Genomic DNA, 19,799 nt, shown 5'->3' with positions numbered 1-19,799 from the left:
TTAGAGTCGGTTTTTTTTGGTCTAGTCATCGTGTTTTCATTTTATATAAACTGCTTTCTTAATTCACTTGCCGGGCTACCGTGCTAGTCTTAGATATCTGGCACTGCAAGTAGGGTAATTTTTGGTCGTGTTATATCACCGCAAAATAAAAAAGGGGCATGTATGGCAACTAGGGAAATGTGCGCAGCGATAGTCGCACGTCGGTGGCTTGCGCTGTCTTTCATAGTATTGCTGCTGGGGGCAGTATCAAGTGCTCATGCAAATCCACGTTATGCGGGCATCGTTGTGGATTTGGAAAATGGAGAGGTGTTGTACGCCGATAATGCCGATGAGCGTCGCTATCCCGCATCGTTAACTAAAATGATGACGCTTTACCTTACATTTGAAGCGCTGGAAAATGGTCAGCTCAGCTTATATCAGCCACTTGCGGTGTCTGCTCAAGCCGCTGCTATGCCCGCTGTAAAACTTTGGCTCTCTGCGGGCAGTACTATCCCTGTTGATTCTGCTATTCGTGCGCTGGCGGTTCGCTCTGCTAATGATGTAGCAGTAGTAGTTGCTGAAGCGTTAGGGGGTAGTGAACAACGCTTCGCACAGTTGATGACTGCTAAGGCTCGTGAGTTAGGCATGCATGCCACTACGTTCAGGAATGCCTCTGGTCTGCCTGATGGCCAACAGATCACGACGGCACGGGATATGGTGACGCTTTCCGTTCGAGTGATGCAGGACTTCCCTCAGTATTACCACTACTTTGGGCTTCAGGAATTTACTTATCGTGGCACTCGCCACACTAGCCATAACCGCCTAGTGAAAAACTATCCCGGGGCTGATGGGCTTAAAACAGGTTTTATTCGAGCCTCTGGCTTCAACGTTGCGACAACAGCAGTTCAAGGAAATCGTCGTTTGGTTGGGATTGTAATGGGCGGCTTTAGTGGTGCCTCTCGCGATACGCACATGGCGAACCTGTTAGACCGTAGTTTTGCTCGCGCTGCGCTGCGTGACCAGCAAACATGGCTGGCAAATACTAATTTCTCTCGCGATTTTATGGCTTTTTCTGGCCCTTCTGCCCAGCCATTGTCTCGTCCTGTTGCATCACCGCCGGTTACTTTGCCGCCTGTTTCTAATCGCACTGCGATGGCAAATAACGTCACAGCGACAAATAATGTAGCGGCAACAACGTTGTCTCCTTCATCGACCTCTGCGTCTGCTGTTGTTGAAGAGCGTTTGGCGCGTTCTATGGAGGTATCAGCAGAAGCTCCTGTTAACAATGCACGAGACCCGTTAAATGCTTTTATCGAACGTGAGCGCGAGATAGCGACTGCGCCTCAGCAAGTCGTTTCTGTTGGTAGCTGGGGGATTCAGGTTGGTGCATTTAGCCAAGCAGCGCGAGCAGAGCAACTGGCGCGTCAAGCAGCCCAGCGGCTCCCTTACGAGGTTGGCGGTCGTGTTGCCATTGATACGTTAGGCGGGCAAACGCCTGTGTTCCGGGCCCGTGTTGTTGCTTTAGACGAAGCACGCGCCAGGCGGGCTTGTAGAACGCTCCAGGCACAGGGGATGGAGTGCATGGTGGTCAACGCAAGTTTGTAAAACACGCAACTTCCGTGACCCCGCCAGTGACACATTGGCGGGGTTTTTTATTAGTTGTTAAATCCCGGTTAACGTTTACGTAGGGTAAAGGAGAGCGTCGTGACAACGTCGTTAAAAGGCATCCTCTGTATGTGTTTAGGGGTTTTGTTCTTAGCGCTTGGCGATGCGGTAGCGAAGTGGCTGGGAGAAGTGCACTCGCCGCTGCAGATTATTTTTTTTCGAACGTTAGTGTCGTTACCACTCATCGCGTTGCTGGCCTATTTCGCGGGTGGGCTAAGTAAGTTGCGCACCAAGCGTCCTGGTGTGCATCTCTTAAGGGGACTGATTTATACCGCCACAATGGTGTGTTTTGTATGGGGGTTAACGCTGCTGCCGCTCGCCGAGGCCACGGCGATTGCATTTGTGGCACCGCTGTTTGTGACGCTGCTGTCGGTGCCAATGCTTGGCGAGCGGATTGACCCACCGGTATTGATCGCGTCGTTAGTTGGTTTTGCCGGAGTGTTGATTGTAGTGCGTCCCGGTGGCGATGCATTTCAGCTTGGCACGCTAACGCTCTTAGGAGCGGCGTTTTTCTATGCGCTGATGATGATTACCGCACGACGCTATGGTGCTCGAGAGCACCTATGGGCAATGGTGTTCTACATGACGCTAGTGCCATTTGTTGTCACTACCTTGAGCTTGCCCTGGGTTTGGCAAACGCCAGAGCCCTGGCACTGGCTTGGGTTTTTGGTTGCCGGTGTTTTAGGTATAGGAGCGACTGCGTTTATTACCCTGGCATTTCGCTTTGCCCCTGCCGCGATAGCCGCGCCGTTTGATTACACGGCGATGCTATGGGCGGTGCTACTCGGCTGGTGGTTCTGGGGAGAGCTGCCTGATCTGTGGGTGTGGATAGGCAGTGTGTTGATTATAGGTAGCGGCTTAGCGATTGCCTACCATGACCGCCGGACAACCCTGAAAGCTCGTCCGAGCGCTTAGAGTAACTCTTCACCAAGGCGCTTTTAATGCGTGACCTTAGGCCTGCTAGGATTATGGTAGCTGTTTAATTCCGTTCGCCTGCCGCTTGCTGGGCGCTGTAAAACACGTTTGGCTGTACTTAATAACGATCCTAAGAAAATGCCTGTGCGGCTAGGCGCGGATCTGGCTGGCCGCAGATAGCAGAGATAACCGCAATGCCGTTTGCTCCAGCGGCTTTCACCTGGGCAATGTGTTCAGCTTTTAGCCCGCCAATCGCGACGCTGGGAAGTTGGCAAGCAGTGGCAAGCTGTGCCAACCCGTCAAAGCCAATGGGCTGGGCATGGTCTTGCTTGCTGACAGTCGCAAAAACAGGCCCTATGCCGACGTAATCCAGTAGCTCAACAGGTGCGCCTTGCAGTTGGGCCAGTGTATTAATCGAAAGCCCAAGAATGGCATGCGGCCCTAATGCATCTCGTGCTTCGTGAATGGCCATATCGCTTTGCCCGACATGTAAGCCATCGGCTTGGCTGGCTAATGCCACATTCAAACGATCATTAATAATCAGTGGAACACCGCTACCTGCCAAGATTGCTTTGAGGCGTTTGGCTTGGGCGATCATGTGTTCGTCGCTAGCGTCTTTATCACGCAGCTGCACCATAGTAATGCCGCCTTGCACAGCGGCTTCCACCGTTTTTTCAAGGCCGATTTCAGCACATAGCTCAGCATCGGTGACTAAATAGAGCGAGAGATCAAATGGCATGCACCGCCTCCAATTGAGCAAGAGTCGAGAGGTCGTCGGGTGTCAACTGGTACAATGCGTCTAATAGCGCTACCTGGAAACTGCCAGGGCCTTCGGCCTGATCTCCAGCACGGCTGCCGGCGATGCTAAAACATGCCAGAGCGGCCAAGCAGGCTTCCAACGGCTGCTCGCGGTTTGCAGCGACAAAGCTTGCTACCAGCGCACTCAAACCGCAGCCCAAGGTAGTCACGCGTGGCATCAGCGCGTGCCCACCGTTAAGCCGATAATGATCAGTGCCGTCAGTGATGAAATCGGTCTCGCCAGTCACTGCTACCACACAGCGATGTTGTTGTGCGAGTGCAATCGCTGCCGCTGTGGCTTCTTGGGTGCTAGCCGTCGTATCAACGCCCCGACCTTGGTTGGCCAAGCCGTTAAGAGCTTGAATTTCAGAAGCATTACCACGAATAACGCTAGGCTGATAAGCCAATAATGTCTCACAAAGACGCTGGCGAAATGCGGAAACACCCACCGCGACAGGGTCGAGTACCCATGGAATACCACTTTCATGGGCAGTGCGCGCGGCAATTGTCATGGCGTCACCCCAGGGGGAAGAAAGGGTGCCAATATTGATGGAAAGCGCGCCAGAGATAGCCGTGAACTCAGCCACTTCCTCTTGGGCATGCAGCATGGCGGGAGACGCACCTATCGCCAATAACACATTAGCAGTGCTATTCATTGCCACGTAGTTAGTAATGCAATGTATCAGCGGTGTAGAAGCGCGCAGAGCGTTAAGGTAATCGCCAAGTGGGCGTGAAGGCATAATATCCTCCCGGCTGGGAGGTGATGCAGCAGCACCACGACTCCCTACGCCGGTTTTATCCGGTTCAGGTTCAAAGGGTGCATCTCAGCCCACTAAGTGTGGGCGCCCCTGTCGTGATGGTACTATCCTTGGCTTAGAGCAATCTGTAAAGCCTAAGGCGCATTACCGGTCGTTATTAGCGAAACGAAATGCGGGTCCCGTAAGCAAGCATTTCATCTGGCGTAATCGCTTTACCTTCCACACCAATCATTTCGTCGCCACACTGGTCGGCAAAGGTAAGCACCCCATGGGTGAGGCCCAGCTGGCCAAGCGTATCGCGAATTTCACCAGTCCCTAAAAAAGTGCTGACATGGCCCTTAGCATTGGTTAAATCAGAAACTCCGTTAGCGTGATGGAATCGGACCTTGTAAATACCATCCATCGATTCAACTTCCACAATCGGTGAAAAGCCATTTTGAATGGCGCGGGCCAACTGCTTTAACGTTAGGTGGTCGCCGAGGGTCATATCAATCGCGGTCATGACAAGCTCCAGGTGGACGCCTTAGTGGGGCATCGCATTGTTCTCTATGAAAAAGCTACAGGTGATGGAAGTGGCTTGATTCCACTGTTATAAAGATGGTGATCTATTAGCGTAGAAGGTTTGCATAGAAATTCCAGGTATCACAGGAAATGCAGTTAATGTACGGCGTCGAGCGCATGCTGCTTCAGCGTAATAAGTGAAATGATCTCTAACGTTTTCTCATGGGTGCCTGACAGCACAATGGGAGGGGCTAGCCCAACCTGAGCAGCTTCTTGCCAACGGCTAGCACAAACGCACCATCGATCACCGGGTTGCAGGCCTGGAAACCCATACTCAGGGCGTGGTGTCACCAAGTCGTTACCTTGGGCTCTTGAAAACGCTAGGAATTCTTCGGTTACCATGGCGCATACTGAATGCGTGCCTGCATCATCAGGTCCTGTGCGACAAAAACCGTCGCGATAAAAACCGGTTTTAGGTTCATGGCAGCAAGGGGTTAACGGTTCACCCAGCACGTTTCGGTCACGAGACATATTAACTCCTTTAGCTAATTTCTAGGCTTGCTAAGTTCTAGTATTGCTAAGTTCTAGGAATTTCGGGTCTAGCCATGTTGAGGCTAGAATGTTCTGAGCGATCTGCCTATAGAAATATTTACAGATAACGCATGTTGAAAGTACACAGTTCACTGTAAAGAATCCAAGTTTTGTACAACTTTTAAAGTGCGTCAACGTATTTGTGTGAAATGTGCACGTAGGTGTGCTGCGTGTTTTTCAGAGAAAGATAGGAGAGCTTCATGACGTTTCAAGGTGAACAACATCCAGGTCTCGCACCTGCTGCGCCACAGACCCAAGGGTTTCGCTTAAATCACACAATGCTCCGGGTGAAAGATCCTGAGCGTGCGCTAGCATTTTACTCCAAGGTATTTGGTATGCAGGTGCTGCGCCGATTGGATTTCGAAGAAATGCAATTCTCGCTCTACTTTTTAGCCAATTTGGAAAGCAGCGATCACGTGCCGGAAGAACCCCGAGCACGCACCGCCTGGACCTTTAGCCAGAAAGGCTTGTTAGAGCTGACGCATAACTGGGGCACTGAAGATCAGCAGGATTTTGCTTATCATGACGGTAATGCTGACCCCCAAGGGTTTGGTCATATTTGCTTTAGTGTGCCTGACCTAGAGGCGGCTCAAGCATGGTTTGACGAACATGAGGTTACCTTCGTTAAGCGTGCCGATCAGGGCAAGATGAAAGACGTTATTTTCGTCAAAGATGCAGATGGCTACTGGATTGAAGTGATCCAAGCTGATCGTATGGCGGCTAAGGGCGACTAATATGGCCCATTTGCTGTTCCGGCTGCGCCATGTAACAGACGAAGAGGCGTTGGAAGTTCGCCAACTGTTGGATGAGCAAAGCTTTGATATCTATGAAACCCAGGCGGGCTTTTTTCGCCTGGGTGTCGATGCGATTTGGCTGCGTGACACTTCGCAGCGCGAGGCCGCGGAAGCTGCTTTAGCAGCGTACCAGGAAAACCGTCAAGCCAGAGTGCGGCGAGAGCACGAAGAAGCCGTTGCCAGTGGCAATGCACCGACGCTATGGCGGCGCTTCCTTGCCCATCCGGTGAAGGTCGTATTGGTGATGATAGCCGTGGTACTGATTGCCCTATTAACGTTGCTGCCGTTTATTAGCTTGGTTGGCTAGTTTGTTTGATTAGCTGGTTGATTAGCGGGTTGGGTAACTGCCGCTAAATGTCCGCGTTTTAGATAAAGCTGCACGCCTTCGCTACCCGCCCTCAACTTAGGTGCTGCACCTACCGGGTAGCGACACCAACTGCCGGTTTTATATTCCTGCCCGTCACTAAGTAAAGAGCCCTCCAGCACAAACAGCTCTAAGCCGCCGGAAAGCGATAGATACGTCACCAGGGTATCGCTTTCCCATCGTTCCAGGCTGACTCGCTCAGGGCCATAATGTTCTGAACTATAGGTATGCAGCATTTTATAAGTAATACCGGTCCGTCGATCGGGCTGCCAGGGTAGGCGGTGGGCAGGCACTGCCAACTGAAGAAGATCATCTTCATCAAACTGATGTAGCTTAACCAGAATAAGCGCTCCTTCTTCACCGATTTGCGGGGTATGGCCGGTGCCGATTGGGTTGCGTAGGTAGCTTCCCGCTGGGTAGCGGCCATGCTCATCGGCAAAGACCCCATCCAGCACCAATATTTCCTCACCACCGCCGTGAGTATGCCGGTTGAACTGGCTGTTCGGCGCGTAGCGTACCAAGCTGGTGGCTCTGGCTACTTCGTCGCCAATGCGGTCAAGCATCATGCGCTCCACACCAGCGCTGGGGGAGTTCACCCAACGATACTGATCCGGCGTGATACAGACAAAGTGGCTAAAATCGGCGTTAAGGCGCATGGTGTGGGCTCTTTGCAGGGGTGAAAATTCGCAGCAGTAGTGCAAGTCTCCCATCCTTGGAGCAAAATGCAACGCAAAAAAATACCGCCAGACGGCGGTATTCAATAGTTAACTTTTTACTTAATGGTCATGGCCATGATCGTCGTCATGGGCACGGTCGTCATGCCCCGGCTTAGCCAGTGCAGTATGCAGCACGTTCGCATTATGGCGCATCATGCCCAAGTAAGTGCTGGCGTCACCTTCACTGGCCAGCGCATCCGCATACAGCGTGCCAGCAATTGGTAGACCGGTTTCCTCGGCAAGCTGATTGATGATCGCCTGATTGGTCATGTTCTCATGGAACAAAGCCTGCACATTTTCCTGCTCGATAACATCCACCAGCGCGGCCATGCTGGCGCCACTTGGGTCAGCTTCGGTAGAAAGTCCGACGGGCGACAGGAAGTTAACGCCGTAAGCACTGGAAAAATAACCAAAGGAATCATGACCCGTAATCACGCTGGCAGAGGCAGGAATGTCACTCAGGATATCGCGAATCTCGCTGTCCACTGCTGCTATCTCGGCCAAATAGCGTTCCGCGTTGGCCTGATAGCTTTGCGCATTTGCGCTGTCGGCTTCCATTAATCCATCACGAATATTGGTCACGTAGACCTGTGCCTGCTGCAGATCCTGCCAGGCGTGAGGATCATCATCACCGTGAGCGTGTTCGCTGTGATCGGCTCCGTCGTGGCCATGTTCATCATGATCGGCTTCGTCGTGGCCGTGTTCGTCGTGGCCGTGTTCGTCGTGGCCATGTTCGTCGTGACCGGATTCGTCATGGCCAGCCTCGCCCAAGGCGCGTGGCTGAAGGCCGTTTGTGGCGGTAACCAGCGCCCCGTGGTAATCACTGGATTCGATCAAGCGCTCCATCCAGCCCTCAAACAGCAAGCCGTTAAAGACCACCAGGTCGGCTCCTGCCAATGCACGGGCATCGCCCGGGCTAGGCGAGTACATATGGGTGTCACCGTCAGGGCCGACCAATGAGGTCACCTCGACGTGCTCGCCACCCACATTTTCGACCATATCCGCCAGAATCGAAAAGCTGGTGACTACCTGGACACGGTCATTAGCCATCGCTGCTGGCAGCGCCAGCATGGCAGAAACGCCCACTAGCCAGCGTGAAGAAGAGGAAAGCGACATACTGTGCTCCTTAAAAATAAATAATAACAAACCGTTATGACGACTGCTCAAGCGCCAGCGGCGTTGTCTTACGCCGTAGCTTGGCGGCCAAGCTGTGATAGCGGCCGAACAGTGCCGACAATAGATAACCCAGCCCGGCCAGCAAGATAATGCTTGGCCCAGACGGCGTATCCAGATGAAACGAAAGCAACAGCCCACCGGTGCTGGCGACCATTGCTAATAGCACGGCAATACCGATCAACCCTTCCAACCGTTTACTCCAAAACCGCGCCGCAGTGGCAGGCAGCATCATCAACCCCACGGCCATTAACGTGCCTAAGGTTTGGAAGCCCGCGGTTAAATTAAGCACCAATAGCCCTAGAAAGACGCTATGCACCCAACCGCTACGGCGGCTTTGTCCACGCAAAAACAGCGGGTCTAAACACTCCACAACCAACGCGCGGAAAATAATCGCCAGAATAATCACAATCAGTGTGCTGATAGAGGCAATAAGCAGAAGCGCTGTGGAATTGATCGCTAAAATCGAGCCAAAGAGTACATGGGTTAAGTCCACGCTGCTGCCGCCCATGGAAATCAGCAAGACCCCCGCAGCCAACGAAATAATAAAAAAGCTCGCCATGGCAGCGTCTTCCCGCTGGCCGCCCATTTTCGAGACTGCCCCCGCAAGCAGGGCCACCATCACCCCAAACAGCACGCCGCCAACGCTCATTATCGGCAGAGAAAAGCCCGCCAGCAGAAAACCTATTGCCACCCCAGGCAATATCGCGTGGGCCATGGCATCGCCAATCAGGCTCATGCCCCGCAACACCAAGAAAACCCCAAGTGGCGGCGCGGCCAGTGAAAGAGCTAACCCACCGACAACCGCGCGGCGCATAAAGCCATATTCGAAAGGCGCAACCAACCAGGCATCAAGCAGTGCCAGCATGACGCCCTCCTAATGAAAACGGCACCACTTTTGAGGGTGCATGCGGGTGGTTTAGTGCACTAGGCGCGACCCAGCGGCCATGGCCACCACTCAGCATCAGCACCTCATCTGCCAGGCGGCTCAGGTGATCCATATCATGCAGCACAACCACGATGGTGGCGCCGTCATCGGCCATCTGGCGCAGGATACGGATCAAAATATCCACGGTATCGCTATCCACGTTGGCAAACGGCTCATCCAGCAGCAAAAGCTCCGCTTCCTGCATCAAGGTACGGCCAATTAGCGCTCGCTGGCGCTGGCCACCGGAAAGCTCACCCAAAGGGCGGTGGGCCAAATGGGAAATACCCAAGCGCGCCATGATGTCGCGACCTTTGCGATAATGCGCAGCGCAGTAGCCTTTCAATGCCCCATGGCTTGGCCAGCTACCGGTCATCACCAATTCTTCCACGCTCATCGGAAAGGTAAGGTCGAGGGCTAGCTGCTGCGGCAGCCACGCGCGACGCGCTTTATCAACTGTGCAGACCACTTCACCGCTAATGGGTCGTAGTTCACCCATAATTGCCTGGATAAGGGTGCTTTTCCCCGCGCCGTTAGCGCCAATAAGCGCCGTGATAGCACCGGGCTTTATGTCACCATCGACATGCTCAAGCACTGTGCGCCCGCCTTGGGCAAGGTGCAGGTCATGCAATTGTAGGCGTGAAAGTGAACGCTCACTCATAGCGGCCACCCGCTTGCCCACATAACTAACCCCCACAACGCCAACAGCGGCAATGCCACCAAGCCCAACCGCTTCGCAGCAGACAGCGACATCAGCGAAAAATGGCAGGGGCCTTCTTTGTTATGGCGATGCATATGCTCACTCATAAAGTGTCCTCGCTAACCAATAAATAAGTTATAACATAACAATTGGTAAAACAAAAAAAGAGGACGACATTCTACGCACTCCGGGAGCACTGACAATCCTGATGTACTGACAATGTTAAACCGTGCTGCCGCGCCGATGTGCTGTGTCCGAATTTGCAGCTCATTAATCAGCGCGCCGCCCAGCGCCAGCGCAAAAGCCGCCAACACATGAAACATCGGCATAACGAATCACCAACATAAGAAAAAATAATGCGAAGCGTAGCACGTTGCGCCTAAGGCGTTAGCGTGGAATGGGAGTGGGCTTAAGGTCTGTGCGCGGGTTTGCCGCGCACAGTAGTGGGGCGTTTTCTGAAGTCGTTACTCTTTTTCGTCCTCGTTGTCTTCCCAGTTTTCCATGGCACGTTTGTCATCCGGAAGTCGCACGATATCGCCTAAACTAAGCTTGTGGTGGGTGTCGTGGTGGTGCCCTTGACGGTCTAGTATGGCGGCGACGCTGCCGATGCTGACGGCATCTTCTTCGCGGTAGGCTTCTACTTTTACGCGCACAATGCGGCCTTGATACCGGGCAGAGAGCATGGCACCTGGGTAGGGCGGTTTATGGTCTGGGTCATTTTTGAAAAATTCTGCGACGCTTGCACTGCCTGGTTCATCCCATTCAATGTGTTGATGCATTGTCAGTGTCCTTTTGCTGAGCGGTATCACATAGCGTGAGGCTTAAGTGTAGTGTGTGTTAATACAATAGGGCCAATGCGCATACATACGGCCGTGGTGGGCGCTTAGCGCGGTTGTTCAGATGACCGTGGAGAAGCGTTGGTGGCCAACCACCATGCGCTATTTGAGCAGTCGGTGACACTGTTTTTTGTCGTTGGGCGTTCAGTGGGTAGCCCGCTTAATGTGCTGACCAAGCGATGTACGCTGCCAAAGCCCGTGGGCGTCATCAGGTGGTGCTTTATTCGGTAGCGTCATCGTCAGGTTGGCCGATATGCTGAAACATAAAGTTTAAGGCGGCAGGTAAACTGGCTCGCCACACGCGCCATGTGTGGCCCCCTGGATAAAGATCAAGTCGCACGTTGTTTGGCTGAATGCGCTCCATGGCTTGGCGCAACAGGCGGGCGTGGAACTCTGCATCATAAACATCACTGCGCCCAGCACTGATATAAAGCGGCACTGGCGATATTTCACGCTCTCCCGTTGTTCGCGGTGTGACTTGCAGCCGATAATTCTCTAGGTGGGTCGTGTAATTGAGCGCTTCCCAGCGTTCGCGATCAAATTGGCCGTGTTCATTTGAAAATGCTGGATGGCGGCGTGCCGATGAATGGGAAGGTGGTGCTGGCGAGTAGCTAGCGGGGCTTAGGGCGGCAACGGCGGCAAACAGTTCGGGTCGCTCTAGGGCAAAATTAAGCGCGCCGTAACCGCCAGCGGATGATCCCGCTACGCCTCGCAGGTGGCGTTCGCCCCCAGCATGATAGGTGCTTTCGATATGCGGCAGTAAGTCGTTGAAGAAAGCGCTGCGCGCTGCTTCGTTGTATCCATCTACCCACCAACTGCGGCTGCCGGGCATAATAAATACCGTGGGAGGTAAGTGGCCTGCTGCGATTAAGCGGTTTGCTGTTTGGGGAAGGTTGCCCCGTGTCACCCAATCTCGCTCATTTCCAAACGATCCGTGAAGTAAATAAACCACTGGATAAGGCGTAGACGCATCCGTGTCATAGTTATCGGGTAAATACACGGTATAAGGATAGTTATGGCCTAAGGTTGGCGAGAAAAATTGTTGATAGGAAACATTGCCTGCCAAAGCGTGACTGCTTAATAAAAGCCAGCTAACAAGTCCTGCAATATGCCGTGTTAGCAACGTGACGCGTCTTGCTGTTGATGTACCAAACACGAAGCCTCCTGGAATTTATTAGCGTTGCGACAATCGGACAGCGCAGAGCGAGCCCCTGTTCATTTTATTGAAAATAGCGGTCAATGGTCGAATGCCTAGGGTGTAAATGGTAGGGGTTCAGCGCCAAACAATCAGAGAGAGCTGATGCAAAAACTTGAGGAAATTTATTGGCTGCGTGCTTACGGCTGTATCGCGGTGTTTTTATTTCATTGGTTAGACTATTTGAATCAGCGCGTTGATAATGTAGTCACCGACTTAATGCGACTCCCGCTGGTGCTTGGCACGCCCATTTTTTTGTTTATTTCGGTGTTTGTCTTTGCCGTGCGTTACGACAAACAGGTCCCTCCTGGCTTCCTTCTTCAGCGCGTTAAATACGTCATGTTGCCTTATTTGGTATATGGCTTTATTTACTCGACAGCGGAATGGGTGCGGTTGGCGAATAGCGACAATCCTGTCGGTTTTATAAGCAACGCCAAAGAGTATTTTATTTATGCGGGATGGCATGGCTATTTTTTGATTATTGCCATGCAGTTTTATGCGGCTTATTGGTGCTACACCCATTTTCGGCTGTGGCGCTTTAATCCTGTGCCGTGGCTTTGGGGTGGCTGCATAGTCAGCATGGCGTACTGGGGGCTAGCGTATTGGTTAGGCATTGAGCCCCCTGGGTATTTGCTATGGATCGCGCCGTTGGGGTGGATATACCTATTTTTTCTGGCGTTGGTGTTGGTTCGCTATTATCCGCTGGCACCTCAAGCCGAACAGTTTGAACCACCTAGCTGGATGCAAAGGTTAGCGTCGCCTTATTGGTTGCTTGGGTTTGTGGCGTTGATCGTTGCATTCACGTTTACTGGTCGGTTAGCTTTTTCTTCAAAAGAGGTGTGGGTCATCCCCTTTTTTGTGTTGTTTACACTTTGGTTAATGCATTACTTAAAAGGTCGTAAAGCGCCACGTTGGGTGCGCTATATCAATGCGTACTCGTTTGGTATTTATTTGGCCCACCCTATGTTTTTCGCATTGACCGATGCCATTGTAGAGCCTTTCACATTGCCACTTTTCATCTATGCCGTGCTGTTAATTCTTGTAGGTGGTGTTGGCTCTATTGTGTTGAATAACATAGTTAACACTACTACCACGGGAGCGATGCTATTTGGCAAGCGTTTGAACGTTTAACCAACATGCAGCTTCTTGCATAAGGCGATATCACGTGCCGTATGCGAGGTGGAAAGAGATCGTTAGCGTTTGTCACTCCTTGACGGAGAGTAGCGAGTAAGACCTGGTGCCTCGAGGCTGAACGTTTGTAATCGTGTAGGGCATGCATAAAGGCGCTGTAGTAAATCGGCAAGCGCTGCTTCGTCTAGTTCGGGGTCTAAACCTCCTAAACGTTCTAGCCATGTGCGCCTGATGGCTATGTAAGGAGGAACCGCTACATCCGCACCTAAGAAGCGTTGGAGCAAACGTTCGGATAGGCGGGGAGGTTGGCTGCCAACCAGAACAGCATCCAGCGTGTAAGTGTCCAGTTGGGGGTAAAGTAAACACCACAGTTTGGCCTGTAGCGCTTGCTGCTGCATCGCAATCAGTAACCAATCAGCTTGGCTGATATACGCTGCTTGGTTGATCCTTGCACCCAACGGCAGGGAAGGCGTAACCAAAAAGCGAACACGGTAATGTTGCTCAATCCGTGTGATGCGCGGGTCGCTGGTAGAGCCTGTGACGATAATGGGAAGTAGGTGATCTGCTAAGCCTGTTTGGCGAATAGCGCGCAGGTGTCGTGGCAATCGGGCACCTGTGACTGACGCATCAACAATAAAGCAGACCGTGCCCATGCAAGCGGCTTCCTGTGTTGTGAAACCCATCTGTTATAAAGTCTATCTATTTGTAAGTAATTGTAGGTGTGAGTTTCTTTTGGCAGCAAGCTAAAGTTTACGATGATGAGTAAAATAGGAGTCGCTTATTTTGCACCATATTAGTGCTTGCTAGGTTTGCTTTGTTTGTTATTGGTGCGACTTTATGAGCTGTGTGGCTGTTTTGGGCGGAGTACGTCCACTCACACACGATATGCGACATGAAGAAGCATTTATTTTTATTTTTAAAATTATATAAAACAATATCTTGTAATTTTTTTATGCCATATTGGTGCAGGATTGGCATACTCTGTGCTTAGTATTAGCCAGCGGCTAGCGGGTCGTAGGCAGATGCCTCTCGGCGTGCTAAAACAATAGCCGGTTTGTTTAATGACTCTTTTATCGGTAGCTTACTGTGACAATCTTTAAGCCACGTTCATACCGGAGGACACTATGTCAGCTAAGACTCTCGCGCTAATTGAAGAACATGATGTTAAATGGGTAGACCTGCGTTTCACCGACACGCGCGGTAAAGAGCAGCACGTCACCGTACCGGCACGGGACGTGGACGAAGAGTTTTTCGAGAACGGTCAAATGTTCGATGGTTCCTCCATTGAGGGCTGGAAAGGCATTAATGAATCCGACATGATTCTTCGCCCTGAAGACGGTACTGGTTACCTCGATCCCTTCACCGAAGACGCTACCCTGATCCTGCGTTGCGACATCATCGAGCCTGCTACTATGCAGGGTTATGATCGCGACCCGCGTTCCATTGCTAAGCGCGCAGAAGCTTATCTGCAGTCCACCGGCTTGGGCGACACCGCTTTCTTTGGCCCTGAGCCTGAGTTTTTCATTTTTGACGAAGTTCATTGGAAATCTGATATTCAGGGTTCCATGTACAAAATCACCTCTGACGAAGGCGCTTGGGCGACCAATAGCCAAGTAGAAGGCGGCAACTTAGGCCACCGCCCGCGTGTGAAAGGTGGTTATTTCCCGGTTCCCCCGGTTGATAGTTTCCACGATATTCGTGGTGCGATGTGTAACACCCTTGAAGCGATTGGTCAGACCGTTGAGGTTCACCACCACGAGGTTGCTAACGCAGGTCAGAATGAAATCGGTGTTAAATTCAACACGCTGGTGAAGAAAGCTGACGAAGTTCAGGAAATGAAATACGTGATCCACAACGTGGCCCACGCTTATGGCAAAACTGCTACGTTTATGCCGAAGCCGCTAGTAGGCGACAACGGTTCTGGTATGCACGTACACCAGTCGTTCTGGAAAGATGGTCAGAACCAGTTCGCAGGTGACGAGTACGCGGGTCTTTCTGAAATGGCGCTTTACTACATTGGCGGTGTTATCAAGCACGCCCGTGCTCTGAACGCCTTCACTAATGCGTCTACTAACTCGTACAAGCGATTGGTGCCAGGTTTTGAAGCGCCGGTAATGCTGGCCTACAGCGCTCGTAACCGCTCTGCCTCGATCCGTATTCCGTACACCGCTAGCCCGAAAGGTAAGCGTGTAGAAACGCGTTTCCCTGATCCGACTGCCAACCCGTACCTGGCGTTCTCTGCCTTGTTGATGGCGGGTATCGACGGTATTAAAAACAAGATTCATCCTGGCGATGCCATGGATAAGAACTTGTATGATCTGCCGCCAGAAGAAGGTAAGTCAGTACCGACCGTTGCTAACAGCCTGGATCAAGCGCTGGAAGCACTCGATGCGGACCGCGCATTCCTGACCGAAGGTGGCGTATTTACTGATGATATGATCGATGCTTACATCGACCTCAAGATGGAAGAAGTGGAACGTATTCGTATGACTACTCACCCGATTGAGTTTGATATGTACTACAGCTGTTAAGAACGTTTTTTGAGAATGGTTTTTAAGAACAGCTGCTAACATCACCCTTGCGGTGTGATTAGCCTAAAACCCCGCCTTGGCGGGGTTTTTTTTATGGTAGCAAACTGAGAAGGTGTGCCAGTGATGATGAGTGGTCGACGTTTGCAGCACAAAGTGTGTTTACCCGCAGGAGCTGCGCTACTGCTGTGCCTGTGGGTAAGCGCTGCGCAGTCACAAACGGTGTACCGTGTGGTAGATGAGCAGGGCAACGTAACCTTTACCGATAACCCTGAGCGCGGAGGCGAAGCGATGACGCTGGCTCCACTGCCTGGCGTCTCCACGTCGCCGCCTCTAGGCGCTGTTTCACCGCGTCGTCAGGGTTATCCTGGAAAACCGTTTATGCCCTACGACCGTTTTGCGATTGAGGTTCCCCAGGCGGATGCGACGCTTCGAAACGACCATACCTCGGTCGTCGTGGACGTTGCTCCCCCGCTTCGAGAAGATCATCGAATACAACTGCTGGTAAACGGCGAAATAAGTCAATCGGCGCTGCACAGTGATGCTTTCTGGCTGGCCGGTTTATCAGCGGGCCAACATCAGCTTCAAGCCGAACTAGTAGATAGTGGCGGGCGTGTTCAGCACCGCACTGATCCGGTAAGTATTTTTATTGTCGATTAACCAGGTGCACTATAATGGTGCGCTAAATGATGAGATTACCACTCGAACTGCGCTACAACGACTCGCTATATCCCCACCTTCTGCTCAATAGCCGTGCAACTGGTCGTTTATGCGTTATTGGCGCGCTTTTTGCAGTTCCTCTTTCAAACACTCGTTAACGTTATTTTTTAAAGCAACGCTTCAGGACACGCCATGTACCAGCGCTTACTTGAACATCTCACCACTGCAGTCCTGCTGCTAGACGGTGAACTCCGCGTTCGCTGGATGAACCCAGCTGCGGAAGCGTTGCTAGCGGTGAGCTTTAGCCGTGTGCAGGGCATTAGTTTAGACACGCTATTAGGGGGCGATGAGAGTATTGATGATGTCCTTGCCAAAGCGCGAGATGCGTTTCATCCCTATACGCAGCGTGAAGCACGTATTACGCCGCTGAACAGCGAGTCATTAACGGTGGATTATACCGTGACGCCGCTCTCAGCCGATGAGTTGTTGTTGGAAGTAGAGCCCCGTGATCGGCTGATGCAGATTTCCCGCGAAGAAGCGCTAACCACTCGGCAAGAGACCATCAAGGTGCTGGCGCGGGGCTTGGCACATGAAGTTAAAAATCCCCTGGGCGGGATTCGCGGCGCCGCCCAGTTATTAGAGCGCGATTTGGACGACCCAGCACTGCGTGAGTTCACTCATATTATTGTAGAGGAGGTAGATCGTCTCAAAGATTTGGTCGACTCTATGTTGGGCCCTAATCGCATTGTTAAACATGAGCCTGTCAATATTCACAAAGTGTTAGAGCGAGTGCGAACACTGCTGATTGCCGAGCACCCACAGGTTGAGATTCGGCGCGATTATGACCCGAGTTTGCCTGATCTTTCTGGCGATGAATCTCAAATGATTCAAGCGTTATTGAATGTGGCACGCAACGCGGTGCAGGCCATGAGCGATGCGGGTACACCTTCGCCGGAGCTTATCCTGCGTACTCGCGCGCGCCGCCAATTTACGTTGGGGGCCGAACGCCATCGTTTAGTCAGTGAAGTGGGGGTTATTGATAATGGCCCGGGCATACCTGAAACATTACGTGAAACGCTTTTCTATCCCATGGTTTCTGGGCGCGCTGAAGGTAGCGGCCTAGGGCTTTCGATTGCTCAATCGATTTTGCACCAACATCAAGGATTGATCGAATGCGACTCACGCCCTGGGCGTACCGAATTTCGTTTATTGATTCCATTGGTTGTTAATTTCACCGGAGAAGCGTCATGACTGAGGCGACACAAGCCGATGTGGCACGAGTGGTTATTGTCGATGATGACCGCGCCATCCGTTGGGTATTAGAGCGGGCGTTAGCGCAGCCAGACCTGGATGTTGAGTGTATTGAACGCGCCGACACGGCCCTTGAACGTTTGCTTGAAAACCCACCCGATGTACTGGTGACGGACATTCGAATGCCCGGCATTGATGGGCTGGATTTAATGTCTCGGGTACGCGATGCGCACCCTGACCTGCCTGTGATTGTCATGACCGCGCATTCGGATCTCGACAGCGCCGTAGCGTCTTATCAAGGCGGCGCATTTGAATACCTGCCTAAACCCTTTGATGTAGACGAAGCGCTAGCGCTGGTCCGCCGTGCGGTGGCGCATGCAAGAGAGCGTCAGCGTCCGGTTAGCGTGCCGGAGGGGTTAAGCGCAGAAATTATTGGTGAAGCGCCTGCTATGCAGGAAGTGTTTCGTGCCATCGGGCGGCTTTCCCACTCCCACATCACGGTATTGATTAACGGTGAGTCGGGCACTGGTAAAGAGCGGGTCGCCCAGGCGCTGCATCAGCATAGCCCGCGGGCAGGTAAGCCGTTTATTGCGCTGAACATGGCAGCGATTCCCCGCGACTTGATTGAGTCTGAACTGTTCGGCCATGAGAAGGGGGCGTTTACCGGGGCGACGCAACAGCGCCAAGGGCGATTTGAACAGGCTAACGGTGGAACGCTGTTTCTGGATGAAATTGGTGACATGCCCGCCGAAACCCAAACGCGCTTGCTACGCGTGTTAGCCGACGGTGAGTTTTACCGCGTTGGCGGCCATACGCCGGTAAGGGTTGATGTGCGCATTATTGCGGCGACCCACCAGAACCTGGAGTCATTGGTCGATGATGGGCGTTTTCGGGAGGATTTGTTTCACCGTTTAAACGTGATTCGCGTTCATCTGCCGCGCCTTTCCGAGCGGCGGGAAGATATTCCGCGGTTAACGCGTCATTTCCTAGCGGAAGCCGCCAAAGAGCTAACAACAGATATCAAAGTATTAACGCCCGAAGCAGAAGCGCACCTTACGCGTTTGCCTTGGCCGGGTAATGTTCGCCAATTAGAAAATAGCTGCCGTTGGTTAACGGTAATGGCCTCTGGTCGCGAAATTCTAGTTGAGGACTTACCACCGGAACTGCGCGCTATCAATGCGTCTGAAAGCAGTGTTCATGGCGACTGGCGTTCCGCGTTCAGGGATTGGGCTGATCACGCCCTTGCAGAAGGCCATACCCATTTGTTGGAAGAAGCGGTGCCGGACTTCGAGCGTATTCTGATTGAAACAGCGCTAAAACATACCGGTGGCCGCAAAGGAGAAGCCGCTGAATTACTCGGCTGGGGACGCAATACCCTTACCCGTAAGTTAAAAACACTGCTGCCCGCACTGGCAGATGACACCTAACTGGTTATTCTGTCAGCGGCAAAACGGTTGGTGGTTACTCTGCTGGTAGCACAAAAACCGCATCGGCTAGTCCAGAATCGGGTGGTTCACATGCCTCTGCTGACCAGGGCAGTAAACTAAAGGTGTCAGCTATTCCAAGGCCATTAAGTTGATGTGGTACACCGTCGTGGTAAATGACATGCCCCAAACCCATTAAGCCAACGGCTAAAGTGCCTTCTGCGGCTGCGCTAGCAAGTCCTTCAGCCATAGCGACGTCCCAGCTAAGTTGAGCCTGTAAAAAGCGTCTCAGCATAGCGGGGTCGTCTTTCCCCATAGCGTGCTGGTCAAATACTTCTTTTAAGCGCATTTCATAGCCAGCACTTGGCGGTAACGGCGCAGGAAGGTGATGGCGCTGTTCGGCAGGTACGTTGGAGAAGCCTTCACTAGCCAAACGCTGACGCAGTTCGGGAGTGATGTTCAGGGCAATTAGCGGGATCTGTTGAATACGAGCAAAATGGAAAATAGGTAAGTAGAGATCAGCATCAAATCCCCAGGTTTCTTCCCAGCGGGATTGCTTTAACAGTTCTTCTTCTGACAGCAACCCCGCCACCCAATCATCGAGTACAGGTTGTACTTCTCGGGGCAGCATTTCTAACCCAACGACCATATCATCACGTAGCGCGTATAGCCCCGCCAGAGCATGCAGCTGCCAGCGATGGTGGTCAACGTCATCGTGTTGCTCGCCCAGGAGGACAACCTGATGTTGCGTTGCTTGAGCTAAAATCGCGCTATTAGAAACAACCTGCTGCGATTGCCACCACTGGCCGGGAAGAGGGCAGCTAGCGTGGGCAGCCAATGGGAGCGAGCTAAGTGCGACAGCAGCGATGAAGTGATGGCGCATGGGCGTTTATGT

22 protein-coding genes and 1 riboswitch are annotated in these 19,799 nt (G+C 52.3%); of the genes, 9 read left to right on the top strand and 13 right to left on the bottom strand.

Going from position 1 to position 19,799, the window contains the following annotated elements:
- Positions 1–162: 162 nt before the first annotated feature.
- Positions 163–1,584, top strand: a complete 1,422-nt coding sequence (locus tag ELY33_RS08895) for a serine hydrolase (RefSeq protein ID WP_244208590.1) — start codon at positions 163–165, stop codon at positions 1,582–1,584.
- A gap of 99 nt (positions 1,585–1,683) precedes the next feature.
- Positions 1,684–2,559 (top strand): DMT family transporter, encoded by an 876-nt coding sequence (locus tag ELY33_RS08890; protein ID WP_244208589.1) that lies wholly within the window; start codon positions 1,684–1,686, stop codon positions 2,557–2,559.
- A 130-nt stretch (positions 2,560–2,689) separates the two neighbouring features.
- Here the strand turns inward: ELY33_RS08890 and thiE are convergent, their stop codons facing one another.
- The 4 genes from thiE to ELY33_RS08870 form a co-directional block, all read right to left on the bottom strand.
- On the bottom strand, positions 2,690–3,298 hold the full coding sequence (gene thiE / locus ELY33_RS08885) for a thiamine phosphate synthase (RefSeq protein WP_126946931.1): 609 nt from the start codon (positions 3,296–3,298) through the stop codon (positions 2,690–2,692).
- Positions 3,288–4,097 (bottom strand): hydroxyethylthiazole kinase, encoded by an 810-nt coding sequence (gene thiM, locus ELY33_RS08880; protein WP_126946928.1) that lies wholly within the window; start codon positions 4,095–4,097, stop codon positions 3,288–3,290. Before thiM ends, thiE begins: the two co-directional genes overlap by 11 nt.
- Before the next feature lie 24 nt (positions 4,098–4,121).
- Positions 4,122–4,217: riboswitch (TPP riboswitch) on the bottom strand.
- 55 nt (positions 4,218–4,272) lie between these two features.
- Positions 4,273–4,617 (bottom strand): hypothetical protein, encoded by a 345-nt coding sequence (locus ELY33_RS08875; protein ID WP_126946925.1) that lies wholly within the window; start codon positions 4,615–4,617, stop codon positions 4,273–4,275.
- A gap of 155 nt (positions 4,618–4,772) precedes the next feature.
- Positions 4,773–5,147 carry a DUF2237 family protein gene (locus ELY33_RS08870; protein WP_126946922.1) on the bottom strand — a complete coding sequence of 125 codons (375 nt, stop codon included), beginning with the start codon at positions 5,145–5,147 and terminating at the stop codon, positions 4,773–4,775.
- A 260-nt stretch (positions 5,148–5,407) separates the two neighbouring features.
- Here ELY33_RS08870 and gloA point away from each other — a divergent pair, with 260 nt between their 5' ends.
- Positions 5,408–5,941: a lactoylglutathione lyase gene (gene gloA / locus ELY33_RS08865; RefSeq protein WP_126946919.1), complete on the top strand. Its 534-nt coding sequence runs from the start codon at positions 5,408–5,410 to the stop codon at positions 5,939–5,941.
- 1 nt (position 5,942) lies between these two features.
- Positions 5,943–6,308 (top strand): DUF6164 family protein, encoded by a 366-nt coding sequence (locus tag ELY33_RS08860; RefSeq protein ID WP_126946916.1) that lies wholly within the window; start codon positions 5,943–5,945, stop codon positions 6,306–6,308.
- Here the strand turns inward: ELY33_RS08860 and ELY33_RS08855 are convergent.
- The 7 genes from ELY33_RS08855 to ELY33_RS08830 all read right to left on the bottom strand — a co-directional run bounded on the left by ELY33_RS08855 (position 6,305) and on the right by ELY33_RS08830 (position 11,871).
- Entirely contained in the window at positions 6,305–7,021 is a 717-nt protein-coding gene (locus tag ELY33_RS08855) for a cupin domain-containing protein (RefSeq protein WP_126946913.1), read from the bottom strand. The two genes, ELY33_RS08860 and ELY33_RS08855, sit on opposite strands and share 4 nt — an antisense overlap.
- 120 nt (positions 7,022–7,141) lie before the next feature.
- Positions 7,142–8,197: a metal ABC transporter solute-binding protein, Zn/Mn family gene (locus tag ELY33_RS08850; RefSeq protein WP_126946910.1), complete on the bottom strand. Its 1,056-nt coding sequence runs from the start codon at positions 8,195–8,197 to the stop codon at positions 7,142–7,144.
- A gap of 34 nt (positions 8,198–8,231) precedes the next feature.
- Positions 8,232–9,122, bottom strand: a complete 891-nt coding sequence (locus ELY33_RS08845; protein WP_126946907.1) for a metal ABC transporter permease — start codon at positions 9,120–9,122, stop codon at positions 8,232–8,234.
- Complete coding sequence (locus ELY33_RS08840) at positions 9,106–9,840, bottom strand: metal ABC transporter ATP-binding protein (RefSeq protein ID WP_126946904.1); 735 nt, start codon at positions 9,838–9,840, stop codon at positions 9,106–9,108. The genes ELY33_RS08845 and ELY33_RS08840 overlap by 17 nt, the downstream gene beginning before the upstream one ends.
- Positions 9,837–9,986 (bottom strand): hypothetical protein, encoded by a 150-nt coding sequence (locus ELY33_RS17865; RefSeq protein ID WP_167470068.1) that lies wholly within the window; start codon positions 9,984–9,986, stop codon positions 9,837–9,839. The genes ELY33_RS08840 and ELY33_RS17865 overlap by 4 nt, the downstream gene beginning before the upstream one ends.
- Before the next feature lie 357 nt (positions 9,987–10,343).
- Complete coding sequence (locus tag ELY33_RS08835; RefSeq protein WP_126946901.1) at positions 10,344–10,658, bottom strand: hypothetical protein; 315 nt, start codon at positions 10,656–10,658, stop codon at positions 10,344–10,346.
- Between the two features lie 277 nt (positions 10,659–10,935).
- Positions 10,936–11,871 (bottom strand): alpha/beta hydrolase, encoded by a 936-nt coding sequence (locus ELY33_RS08830; protein WP_126946898.1) that lies wholly within the window; start codon positions 11,869–11,871, stop codon positions 10,936–10,938.
- Between the two features lie 144 nt (positions 11,872–12,015).
- On the opposite strand from ELY33_RS08830, the gene ELY33_RS08825 reads away from it, so the two are divergent.
- A complete protein-coding gene (locus tag ELY33_RS08825; protein ID WP_126946895.1) occupies positions 12,016–13,041 on the top strand; it encodes an acyltransferase family protein in 1,026 nt (341 codons plus the stop codon).
- A 62-nt stretch (positions 13,042–13,103) separates the two neighbouring features.
- Here ELY33_RS08825 and ELY33_RS08820 read toward each other — a convergent pair whose 3' ends face one another.
- Positions 13,104–13,694, bottom strand: a complete 591-nt coding sequence (locus ELY33_RS08820; protein WP_126946892.1) for a hypothetical protein — start codon at positions 13,692–13,694, stop codon at positions 13,104–13,106.
- Between the two features lie 471 nt (positions 13,695–14,165).
- On the opposite strand from ELY33_RS08820, the gene glnA reads away from it, so the two are divergent.
- The 4 genes from glnA to glnG all read left to right on the top strand — a co-directional run bounded on the left by glnA (position 14,166) and on the right by glnG (position 18,907).
- Entirely contained in the window at positions 14,166–15,572 is a 1,407-nt protein-coding gene (gene glnA, locus ELY33_RS08815) for a glutamate--ammonia ligase (protein WP_126946889.1), read from the top strand.
- Between the two features lie 123 nt (positions 15,573–15,695).
- Positions 15,696–16,229, top strand: a complete 534-nt coding sequence (locus ELY33_RS08810; RefSeq protein ID WP_126946886.1) for a DUF4124 domain-containing protein — start codon at positions 15,696–15,698, stop codon at positions 16,227–16,229.
- 192 nt (positions 16,230–16,421) lie between these two features.
- Complete coding sequence (gene glnL, locus ELY33_RS08805) at positions 16,422–17,480, top strand: nitrogen regulation protein NR(II) (RefSeq protein ID WP_126946883.1); 1,059 nt, start codon at positions 16,422–16,424, stop codon at positions 17,478–17,480.
- Positions 17,477–18,907 (top strand): nitrogen regulation protein NR(I), encoded by a 1,431-nt coding sequence (gene glnG / locus ELY33_RS08800; protein ID WP_126946880.1) that lies wholly within the window; start codon positions 17,477–17,479, stop codon positions 18,905–18,907. The genes glnL and glnG overlap by 4 nt, the downstream gene beginning before the upstream one ends.
- Before the next feature lie 34 nt (positions 18,908–18,941).
- Here glnG and ELY33_RS08795 read toward each other — a convergent pair whose 3' ends face one another.
- Positions 18,942–19,787 carry a ChaN family lipoprotein gene (locus ELY33_RS08795; RefSeq protein ID WP_126946877.1) on the bottom strand — a complete coding sequence of 282 codons (846 nt, stop codon included), beginning with the start codon at positions 19,785–19,787 and terminating at the stop codon, positions 18,942–18,944.
- Positions 19,788–19,799 lie beyond the last annotated feature (12 nt).

This window comes from Vreelandella andesensis (assembly GCF_003989795.1).
Lineage (GTDB): Bacteria > Pseudomonadota > Gammaproteobacteria > Pseudomonadales > Halomonadaceae > Vreelandella > Vreelandella andesensis.
Note: the sequence above shows the minus strand (reverse complement) of the source record. Positions and strands in the feature narration are given on the sequence as shown.

Excerpts from the sequence above, each read along its gene's own strand:
- ELY33_RS08835 (WP_126946901.1), bottom strand. The coding sequence starts at position 10,658 with ATGCATCAACACATTGAATGGGATGAACCAGGCAGTGCAAGCGTCGCA.
- thiE (WP_126946931.1), bottom strand. The coding sequence starts at position 3,298 with ATGCCATTTGATCTCTCGCTCTATTTAGTCACCGATGCTGAGCTATGT.
- glnL (WP_126946883.1), top strand. The coding sequence starts at position 16,422 with ATGTACCAGCGCTTACTTGAACATCTCACCACTGCAGTCCTGCTGCTA.
- ELY33_RS08795 (WP_126946877.1), bottom strand. The coding sequence starts at position 19,787 with ATGCGCCATCACTTCATCGCTGCTGTCGCACTTAGCTCGCTCCCATTG.
- ELY33_RS08810 (WP_126946886.1), top strand. The coding sequence starts at position 15,696 with ATGATGAGTGGTCGACGTTTGCAGCACAAAGTGTGTTTACCCGCAGGA.
- ELY33_RS17865 (WP_167470068.1), bottom strand. The coding sequence starts at position 9,986 with ATGAGTGAGCATATGCATCGCCATAACAAAGAAGGCCCCTGCCATTTT.
- ELY33_RS08820 (WP_126946892.1), bottom strand. The coding sequence starts at position 13,694 with ATGGGCACGGTCTGCTTTATTGTTGATGCGTCAGTCACAGGTGCCCGA.
- ELY33_RS08895 (WP_244208590.1), top strand. The coding sequence starts at position 163 with ATGGCAACTAGGGAAATGTGCGCAGCGATAGTCGCACGTCGGTGGCTT.
- ELY33_RS08860 (WP_126946916.1), top strand. The coding sequence starts at position 5,943 with ATGGCCCATTTGCTGTTCCGGCTGCGCCATGTAACAGACGAAGAGGCG.
- ELY33_RS08840 (WP_126946904.1), bottom strand. The coding sequence starts at position 9,840 with ATGAGTGAGCGTTCACTTTCACGCCTACAATTGCATGACCTGCACCTT.
- ELY33_RS08825 (WP_126946895.1), top strand. The coding sequence starts at position 12,016 with ATGCAAAAACTTGAGGAAATTTATTGGCTGCGTGCTTACGGCTGTATC.
- glnA (WP_126946889.1), top strand. The coding sequence starts at position 14,166 with ATGTCAGCTAAGACTCTCGCGCTAATTGAAGAACATGATGTTAAATGG.
- ELY33_RS08855 (WP_126946913.1), bottom strand. The coding sequence starts at position 7,021 with ATGCGCCTTAACGCCGATTTTAGCCACTTTGTCTGTATCACGCCGGAT.
- glnG (WP_126946880.1), top strand. The coding sequence starts at position 17,477 with ATGACTGAGGCGACACAAGCCGATGTGGCACGAGTGGTTATTGTCGAT.
- ELY33_RS08850 (WP_126946910.1), bottom strand. The coding sequence starts at position 8,197 with ATGTCGCTTTCCTCTTCTTCACGCTGGCTAGTGGGCGTTTCTGCCATG.
- ELY33_RS08870 (WP_126946922.1), bottom strand. The coding sequence starts at position 5,147 with ATGTCTCGTGACCGAAACGTGCTGGGTGAACCGTTAACCCCTTGCTGC.
- ELY33_RS08845 (WP_126946907.1), bottom strand. The coding sequence starts at position 9,122 with ATGCTGGCACTGCTTGATGCCTGGTTGGTTGCGCCTTTCGAATATGGC.
- gloA (WP_126946919.1), top strand. The coding sequence starts at position 5,408 with ATGACGTTTCAAGGTGAACAACATCCAGGTCTCGCACCTGCTGCGCCA.
- ELY33_RS08875 (WP_126946925.1), bottom strand. The coding sequence starts at position 4,617 with ATGACCGCGATTGATATGACCCTCGGCGACCACCTAACGTTAAAGCAG.
- thiM (WP_126946928.1), bottom strand. The coding sequence starts at position 4,097 with ATGCCTTCACGCCCACTTGGCGATTACCTTAACGCTCTGCGCGCTTCT.